Source organism: Streptomyces sp. ID05-39B, assembly GCF_033794725.1.
Lineage (GTDB): Bacteria > Actinomycetota > Actinomycetes > Streptomycetales > Streptomycetaceae > Streptomyces > Streptomyces bobili.
This window is the reverse complement of the sequence record NZ_JARGEF010000069.1, coordinates 25,851-34,063: the sequence shown is the minus strand read 5'-3', so window position 1 is coordinate 34,063 and position 8,213 is coordinate 25,851. Positions and strand designations below refer to the sequence as shown.

General features: G+C 71.0%; 7 protein-coding genes and 1 pseudogene. 5 read left to right on the top strand and 3 right to left on the bottom strand.

The genetic code is table 11. The features are described 5' to 3' along the window. Positions 1–1,097 (top strand): IucA/IucC family C-terminal-domain containing protein (locus P1P75_RS17440; protein WP_319256242.1); only part of this gene is annotated, 1,097 nt, incomplete at its 5' end. Between the two features lie 537 nt (positions 1,098–1,634). On the opposite strand, the gene P1P75_RS17435 is transcribed toward P1P75_RS17440, so the two are convergent. Beyond that, complete coding sequence (locus P1P75_RS17435) at positions 1,635–2,054, bottom strand: MerR family transcriptional regulator (protein ID WP_319256240.1); 420 nt, start codon at positions 2,052–2,054, stop codon at positions 1,635–1,637. Between the two features lie 419 nt (positions 2,055–2,473). Here P1P75_RS17435 and P1P75_RS17430 point away from each other — a divergent pair, with 419 nt between their 5' ends. The 4 genes from P1P75_RS17430 to P1P75_RS17415 all read left to right on the top strand — a co-directional run bounded on the left by P1P75_RS17430 (position 2,474) and on the right by P1P75_RS17415 (position 6,867). Continuing rightward, positions 2,474–3,961: a SulP family inorganic anion transporter gene (locus P1P75_RS17430; RefSeq protein WP_319256238.1), complete on the top strand. Its 1,488-nt coding sequence runs from the start codon at positions 2,474–2,476 to the stop codon at positions 3,959–3,961. A 313-nt stretch (positions 3,962–4,274) separates the two neighbouring features. Continuing rightward, positions 4,275–4,592, top strand: a complete 318-nt coding sequence (locus P1P75_RS17425; RefSeq protein ID WP_319256236.1) for a hypothetical protein — start codon at positions 4,275–4,277, stop codon at positions 4,590–4,592. A gap of 226 nt (positions 4,593–4,818) precedes the next feature. Further along, complete coding sequence (locus P1P75_RS17420) at positions 4,819–5,334, top strand: hypothetical protein (RefSeq protein WP_319256234.1); 516 nt, start codon at positions 4,819–4,821, stop codon at positions 5,332–5,334. Between the two features lie 99 nt (positions 5,335–5,433). Continuing rightward, positions 5,434–6,867 carry an SPFH domain-containing protein gene (locus tag P1P75_RS17415; protein WP_319256232.1) on the top strand — a complete coding sequence of 478 codons (1,434 nt, stop codon included), beginning with the start codon at positions 5,434–5,436 and terminating at the stop codon, positions 6,865–6,867. A gap of 137 nt (positions 6,868–7,004) precedes the next feature. Here P1P75_RS17415 and P1P75_RS17410 read toward each other — a convergent pair. Further along, a pseudogene (locus P1P75_RS17410) lies at positions 7,005–7,326 on the bottom strand (cation:proton antiporter); the annotation flags it as partial. Between the two features lie 168 nt (positions 7,327–7,494). Continuing rightward, positions 7,495–8,142 (bottom strand): hypothetical protein, encoded by a 648-nt coding sequence (locus P1P75_RS17405; RefSeq protein WP_319256229.1) that lies wholly within the window; start codon positions 8,140–8,142, stop codon positions 7,495–7,497. Between the last annotated feature and the right edge of the window lie 71 nt (positions 8,143–8,213).

Below are 8,213 nucleotides of genomic sequence, written 5' to 3'. Positions count from 1 at the left end.
ACCCCGCCCCCAAGACGCGCGGCGGTGGCCCGCCCGGTGGCTGGCTGCCGTACGCGCCCGAGGCGTACGCCCGTTTTCCGCTGGTCCTGCTGGGGCTGCGCGAGGACACGGTCGTGGAGGACGGCGACACCGCCGCGCTCGACGCCCTCGGCGAGGCCCCGCCCGGCTACCGGCTGCTGCCCGCCCACCCCTGGCAGCTCGACCTGGCCCGCACCGCGCTCGCCCCCGCCTTCGCCGACGGCCGCCTGATCCCGCTGGGCACCACGCCCTTCGACACCTGGCCCACCGCCGCCGTGCGCACCCTGTACGCACCCGAGCGGGACCTGTTCCTGAAGTTCAGCCTCGACGTGCGCATCACCAACGACATCCGCCGGCTCTGGCGGCACGACCTGCTGAGACTCCGCAGGACCGACGAGGCCGCCTCCCACGCCCTCGCCGCGTACGACGGGCCGGCCGCCTGGCTGAGCGACCGCGGATACCGCACCGCCGGCTTCGCCTTCGAGGAACTCGCCGTGATGGTCCGCGACGGGCTGCACGCGCACCTCACGCCCGGTACGGTCCCGCTGCTCGCCGCGGGCCTCGTCGAGGGCTTCGAGGGCAGCCCGCTCGCCGGCACGGCCGACCCGGCCCACTGGTGGGAGGCCTACCTGGCGGCCGTCGTACCCCCGGCGCTCGCCGCGTTCGCCGACCACGGCGTCGTGCTGGAGGCCCATCTGCAGAACACGCTCGTCGCCGTGGACCGCGCCGGACTGCCCGTACAGGCCCTGTTCCGGGATGCCGAGGGCGTCAAGCTGCTGCCGGGGACGGAGCGCGCCGCGGGCTGGGAGCGGCTCGTGTACTGCCTGGTCGTCAACCACCTCACCGAGGTCGCCGCCGCCCTGGCCGAACACCACCCCGGCCTCGACCCCTGGCCCGCCACCCGCCGCGAGCTGGCCCGCCACGACCTCCCCGAGGTGCGCGCCCTCCTCGCCGCGCCCACCCTGCCCGGCAAGACCAACCTCCTGCTGCGCTGGACGGGCGCGGACGGCGCCGACGCCCGCTACCTGCCCCTGCCCAACCCCCTGGCCCGCATTCGGGGTGGACCTGGAGAAGGTTGATGCTCGCCCGCGGCGGAATTCGCGTCCACGACTTCCTCGGTTCGCATCTCCCGGGATCGCCCGTCGCCGACCGCGCCAGCCGCTCCTGCTCCGGGCCGTGATCTGCTCGATCGGCCGCTGCTGTCGTGCTCAAGGGAGAGGATGGCGTGCCGCCCGAGCCGATCCCCGCTCCAGCAGGCCGGCCGATTCCGTCTGGGGCAACAGTGAGCGATGCGCGGCAACACACGTGACGGTGCCGTGCCACACTGACTCCGGTGCCTGCCGCGTATCCCCCGTCGTGGCAGGCACCGTCGTGTGCGGATGCCGGCCGACGTCTGCCGTACCGTCAGGTTCGGCGTGCTGTCCGGCGTTGTCCGCCGACGCCGAGAGGCCCACGGTTCAGGCCGTGGAGACCTGGAACTCGGCCAGACAGTCAGTCGGCCGAAGAACACCCTGGCTTCGTGATCCTGCCCCGCCGCCGGGTCGTTGAAGTCGACCGGGCCGGCAGCCGCAGGGGAGCCAGGCGTGCGCCGTGCGGGCCGAGCGCCGGCCGGCACGTCAGGTGGAGGCACCTTGCTCAGAGCGGCCGGTCCCGAGCCGGGCGCGGAGGGTGGCGGCGAAGTCCTCGGCGCGGGCCAGCTGGACGCGCAGGTCATCGATCTTCTGGGCGGCGGCCTGCTCGTAGGTCCTGATCCGCTCCAGGAGTGCTGGCCGCTCGCCGATGTCGGCCGGCTCGTCGGAGTCGAGGCGCTCGGTGGCGTCCAGGAGGTCGCGCATCTCGTCCAGGGTGAAGCCGAGGGGCTTCATGCGGCGGATGACCATGAGGCGGGCGATGTCGGCCTCGGTGTAGAGGCGGAAGCCTCCCTGGGAGCGGGCGGAGGGGATGACCAGGCCGGTCTCCTCATAGTGGCGGATGGTGCGCAGGGACAGCTCGGTCCGCGCGGCGACCTCGCCGATCTGCATGTGCTTGTCGTCCACGCCCGTACTCCTGGCCCATTGTGTCGTGGCGGGCCGCGTCCCGTGCGACCTCACCAACCTCTACTCTAACGTTAAGGTAGAGTTGCTGATGGCGAGGGCGGTCCGGCTGCCCCGTCACTGCCGTTCCGGGGCCGATGGCGCCCCCGGCGAAGATCCGATTCTTGCAGGAGAGAGCGTGCGCGAGCCCATGACGCCGATCGCCGCCGCCTGCCCGCCGTGACCCCTCGCCACCCCCGGATGTGAGCTGCCCGGCCGCGCACCCGCGCCAGATCCCGGCTTGCGTCCCCCTTCGACCTCCGGCCCGCCTGGGCCGTCCGCGGGGTGCCGGCCCGGCCCCTCGCGCTCTTCCCGCACGCTCCCGTCTGCCACCGGGGCGTGCCTGAGCACGACAGGTACGCATCTCCTTGTTCTCTGCTGCTGTGACTCCCGCCGCGCGACTGCGCAGCCTGCGCCCCGACTGGCTGAACGACCCGAAGGTCTGGCGCACCGAGGTCCTGGCCGGCCTGGTCGTCGCCCTCGCCCTGATCCCCGAGGCGATCTCGTTCTCCATCATCGCCGGGGTCGACCCCGCGATCGGCCTGTTCGCCTCCTTCACCATGGCCGTGACCATCTCCGTCGTCGGCGGACGCCGGGCGATGATCTCCGCCGCCACCGGCGCCATCGCACTGGTCATCGCTCCGCTCAACCGGGAGCACGGCCTGAGTTACCTGATCGCCGCCGTCATCCTCGCCGGGATCATCCAGATCGCGCTCGGCGCGCTCGGCGTGGCCAAACTGATGCGGTTCGTGCCCCGCTCGGTGATGGTCGGCTTCGTCAACTCCCTCGCGATCCTGATCTTCATGGCGCAGGTTCCCGAGATGCACGACGTGCCCTGGCCCGTCTACCCGCTGATCGTCAGCGGCCTCGCCCTCATGGTGTTCTTCCCGAAGATCACCACCGTGATCCCGGCCCCGCTCGTCGCCATCGTCATCCTCACCGTCATCACCGTCGCCGCCGGGATCGCGGTGCCGACCGTGGGCGACAAGGGCGCCCTGCCGTCGTCCCTGCCCGTCCCCGGCCTGCCCGACGTGCCGTTCACCATGGACACCCTGACCACCATCGCCCCCTACGCCTTCGCGATGGCGCTGGTCGGGCTGATGGAGTCGCTGATGACCGCCAAGCTGGTCGACGACATCACCGACACCCACTCCTCCAAGACCCGCGAGTCCATCGGCCAGGGCATCGCCAACATCGTCACCGGCTTCTTCGGCGGCATGGGCGGCTGCGCCATGATCGGCCAGACCATGATCAACGTAAAGGTCTCCGGCGCCCGCACCCGCCTGTCCACTTTCCTGGCGGGCGCCTTCCTGATGGTGCTGTGCATCGCCTTCGGCCCGGTCGTCTCCGACATCCCGATGGCCGCCCTCGTCGCCGTCATGGTCATGGTGTCCTTCGCGACCTTCGACTGGCACTCCATCGCCCCCAAGACCCTCAGGCGCATGCCCGCCGGTGAGATCGCCGTCATGGCCGTCACCGTGATCTGCGTGGTCGCCACCGACAACCTCGCCATCGGCGTCGTCGTCGGCTCCGTCACCGCGATGGTGATCTTCGCCAAGCGCGTCGCCCACCTCGCCGACGTCACCTCCGTCACCGACCCCGACCACGCCACGGTGGTGTACTCGGTGACCGGTGAGCTGTTCTTCGCCTCCTCCAACGACCTCGTCGGCCAGTTCAACTACGCCACCGACCCGGACACGGTCGTCATCGACCTCAGCGCCGCCCACATCTGGGACGCCTCCTCCGTCGCCGCCCTGGACGCCATCGAGACCAAGTACGCCCAGCGCGGCAAGACCGTCGAGATCACCGGTCTCAACGACCCCAGCGCCGACCTTCACGGCAAGCTCACCGGCGAACTCACCAGCCACTGACACCTCACGCGAACGCGCAGGAACCCCGGCCGGAAACAGGAGTCCCTGCGTGTTCGACCCCGGGAGCGGGCCGCCGGATGACGCCGCGCCGCAGGCCGGGCGAGCGCGTCGACGCCGCAACGGGCTCGGCAGGACTGGTCGAACTCATCCGCCGACGGTCCCAAGCCGTGTCCGCTCTGACAGCTGGATCCGAAGGCCAAGGCGCTCGAACACTGCCGGAGCCAGGCAGTGACGCCCTCGGTCGGCGCATGGGACCGTCGTTCGGCGAGGGCCTCCGTAAGGCGGCGGCCCCGACGGAGGAGGAGTACCCACCGTGTTCGACCTGCTCCTTGTATGCGGCTATTGCGCCTTCGCCCTGCCGCTCGCCATCGCCGCGCTACGCGGCTGGGCTCCCCGGCGAGTACGCCGACGCACGGCCCCCTGGGTGATACGGGTCCGAGGAGTGGCACTGCTGGTGCTCTGGGCAAGCGCGATGGTGGTACCCCTGGCCCGACAACTGGGGGCGGACTCCGAGGACAGCACGTTCCTCACATTCTCCGCCCAGTTCGGGCTGATGATGTTCGCCGCGGGACTCGTGTGCGGCGCACAGGCCGGTGAGCGGTTCTCCCGACAGGCCGCGCCCGTCGGCTGACACCCCGGACGGCCGGCGCCCGTCGGCGGCGTGAAGAGGTGCGGCCGACCGCCGTGCAGTCGGCAGCACACGGCGGGACGCCGGGGCTACGTCGGCCTCGAACGGTGCTGAGTCCAGCATCAAAATCACGTAAAGATTGCCGGACTCTGGCAATGCCGATGCCGCTCCGGCCATGTGACGATGCGACCGCCGGCACGGTGACCCGGTGGAGAGGTGGTGAGGACGGATGAGCTGGTTTCTCGGTTTCGGCATCGTGGGAGTCGTACTCCTTGCGCTGTCCCTCGTCTTCGACGGTGTCCTCGAAGGACTCTTCGACGGCGTCGGCGTGCTGGACGGTCTCTTCGACGGGCTGCTCTCGCTTCCGGTCATCGCCGGGTTCGTGTCCATGTTCGGCTTCTCCGGTGCGATCGCCATGGGCGCCACGGGCGTGGGCGCGGCCGGCGCGAGCGCGGTCGGGGCAACGGCCGGACTCGCCACGGGCTGGCTCGCGTACCGGCTCAGCCGGGCGCTTCTGCGCGACCGGTCGGGTGCGGCTCCGCGCGACGTCGATCTGATCGGCGCCGCGGGATCCGTGGTCACGGCGATTCCCGCCGACGGCTATGGCGAGGTGCTGGTCCACCTGGCCGGGCAGCCGGTGAAGCTGGCCGCGAGGAGTGTGGCGCCGGTGGCCCGGGGGGCCGAGGTCTGGGTGGAGGCGACGCTGTCACAGACGGCGGTGTCCGTACGTCCCGTGGACCGCTGACCGGGCCGCGACCCCACCGACCCGTCCATGCCGGTGTCCGTGTCACACATCAAACCGTTTCGATCTGCCGTCCCCCGGGAGGGCTGAGGGGGAATTCGCATGAGTCCAGTTGTTCTCGCCGTGCTGGGAGTCGTTGTACTCCTCGTGGTGCTCGGCCTGGTCGTCGTCACCCGGTACAAGGTGGCGGGTCCCAGCGAGGCGTTCATCGTCACCGGCCGGCGCGGGAAGCAGGCCACCGACCCGGAGACCGGCCGGGTCTTCACCGACAACAGCGGCCAGAAGGTCGTGGTGGGCGGCGGGGTCTTCGTCGTGCCGTTCGTGCAGCAGAAGTTCACCCTCGACCTCTCTTCCCGGCACATCCCCGTCGCGGTCCGCGGCGCGGTCACGCTGCGCGGCGTGAAGGTGCATCTGGAGGGCGTCGCGATCGTCAAGGTCGGCGGCACCGAGGACTCGATCCGGGCCGCCGCCCAGCGGTTCCTGATGCAGCAGGACGGCATCGTCGGCTTCACCCAGGAAGTGCTCTCCGGCGCACTGAGGGCCATCGTCGGGCGGATGTCGGTGGAGGACATCATCCGCGACCGAGCCGCGTTCGCCGGGCAGGTCGCCGAGGAGGCCGAGGCCAGCCTGTCCGGGCAGGGACTGGTCCTCGACGCCTTCCAGATCCAGGACATCTCCACCGAGGGCTCCTATCTGGAGGACCTCGGCCGTCCCGAGGCCGCCCGCGCCAAGCAGGAGGCCGACATCGCCGAGGCCGTCGCCCGGCGCGCCGCCGAGCAGGCCAGGCTCAAGGCCGAGGAGGAGATCGCCATCGCGCAGCGCACCTTCGCGCTGAAGCAGGCAGAGATCAAGGCCGAGACCGACGAGGCCGCCGCCCGCGCCGCCGCCGCCGGTCCGCTGGCCGAGGCCGCCCGCCGCCAGGAGGTGCTGATCGAGCAGGAGAAGGTCGCCGAACGCCAGGCCGCGCTGACAGACCGGGAACTGGACACCCAGGTCCGCAAGCCCGCCGACGCCGCCCGTTACCAGGCCGAGCAGGAGGCCGAGGCCCGCCGTATCGCGCTGGTCAAGCAGGCCGAGGCGGACGCCCAGCGGTCCCGGCTGACGGGTGAGGGCGAGAAGGCGCACCGTGCCGCGCTCGCGGACGCGGTCCGTATCGAGGGTGAGGCCGAGGCCGCCGCGATCGGTGCGAAGGGCGCCGCCGAGGCCGAGGCGATGCGGAAGAAGGCGGATGCCTTCGCCCAGTACGGCGACGCCGCCGTGCTCCAGATGCTCGTCGAGGTCCTGCCGCAGGTCGTGGCCAAGGCGTCCGAGCCGCTCAGCGCCATCGACAAGATGACCGTCATCTCCACCGACGGCGCCTCGCAGCTCTCCCGCACCGTCGCCGACAACGTCGCCCAGGGCGTCGAACTCCTCAGCTCCACCACCGGAGTCGACCTCGCCGGGCTGCTGAAGAACATCACTCGGCGAGACGGCGCCTCGCAGCCCGAGCCGACGGCGTCCGCCGAGGCGAACGGCAAGATCGAGATCACCGGCTGACCCCGGTACGGACGGTGTGAACGAGCCCGCGCGGCAGCGAACCGCGCGGGCTCCAAGACTGGGCCGGGCCGGGTCACGCGCGAGCGTCGAGGCGGCCCTCCTCCGGCCGGAACGGTGCTGGGCTGGTCCTTGTCCGTGATGCCGATCAGCTCGTCGACGTCGAAGGGCGCCTGCGATCGGGACGTCCGTGGAGCTGTGGGCGATGATCGAGAAGGCGATGCACACCGCGACGAGGGTGAACGCCTCCTCGGCCTGCGGGATGCCGGACTGCAGCACCAGCAGGCCGTGGACGACCGAGGCGAAGCCCTTCGGCCCGAACCATGCCGCCACCAGCTTCTCCTTGCGGGAGATGGTCGTGCCGAGCAGGGAGATGAGCAGCGAGGCCGGGCGGATGAGGACGATCGCCAGGATCACCGCCACGTAGCCGCCGAAGGAGAGGTCGCCGAACAGCTGCGGGGTGTCGGGCACCGCAGAGACACATGCGTTGCCGGAACCTGGCAACCTGCGGCTGCTGCAACGGCTTCTCGGCACTTCGTCGCCAGGACCCAACAGGTGACGTGCACCGGTGCCGGCGAACCGCAGCCGCAGCCGGGAGGTTTCGGTGATCAACCATGGAGTGAGCCCGGTCTACTGCACCTGTTCCACAAGTGCCTCGGTGAGGCCGCTCATCTGCTTCCGGTCCAGGGATGCGGTTCCCGCCTGCCCGGCACCGACCAGGAGGACGGCGTCTCCGTCACCGTCGAGCCTCAGGCGTACGGCGGCGACATTGCCACTGTCGGTGATGACCACCTCTCCAGCCTTGGCGGCGCCGGCCTTCTCGACGTAGCTGATCGCGTCGGCGGCGGATACGGACGCCAGCGACGAGACCACCGGTGTCAGTGGGTAGATCGCATGCCGCTCGCGGGTCGCGACGGCGTACACCTGCACGTCCTCCTGGCCGATGTGGAACATGCAGCTCACCAGGGCACCTGGGTTCGCGGCCAGTGCTTCACCGGCCTTGGCGCGCTTTCCGCCCTCGGCTGTGGCGACGGGCGCGTCATCCTCCCGCACCGACCCGGGGCCGGCCTTTGCGTCCAGGCCCGCGGCCTTCGCTGCCTCGGTCATGTCGTAGGGCAGCGGGCAGGTTTCCGCCCCGTCCTCCGGCACACCGTCGGCGATCGCGGTCAGGCTGTTCAGGCTCAGTGGTGCCGCGCCGCTGTCGCTCCGGCAGCCGGTCATCAGGGCAGCCGTGGTCAGAGCAGCTGCGATGAGCTGCCGGGGCCGTGCGTGTGTCATTGCCGTGTCCTCAGAACGTGGGGTGACCACCCGGTAAGGGTGTCGGTCCGGGCACATGGATGAGGCGGAGG

Coding starts and splice junctions, on each gene's coding strand:
- P1P75_RS17420 (WP_319256234.1), top strand. CDS start 4,819: ATGAGCTGGTTTCTCGGTTTCGGCATCGTGGGAGTCGTACTCCTTGCG.
- P1P75_RS17415 (WP_319256232.1), top strand. CDS start 5,434: ATGAGTCCAGTTGTTCTCGCCGTGCTGGGAGTCGTTGTACTCCTCGTG.
- P1P75_RS17405 (WP_319256229.1), bottom strand. CDS start 8,142: ATGACACACGCACGGCCCCGGCAGCTCATCGCAGCTGCTCTGACCACG.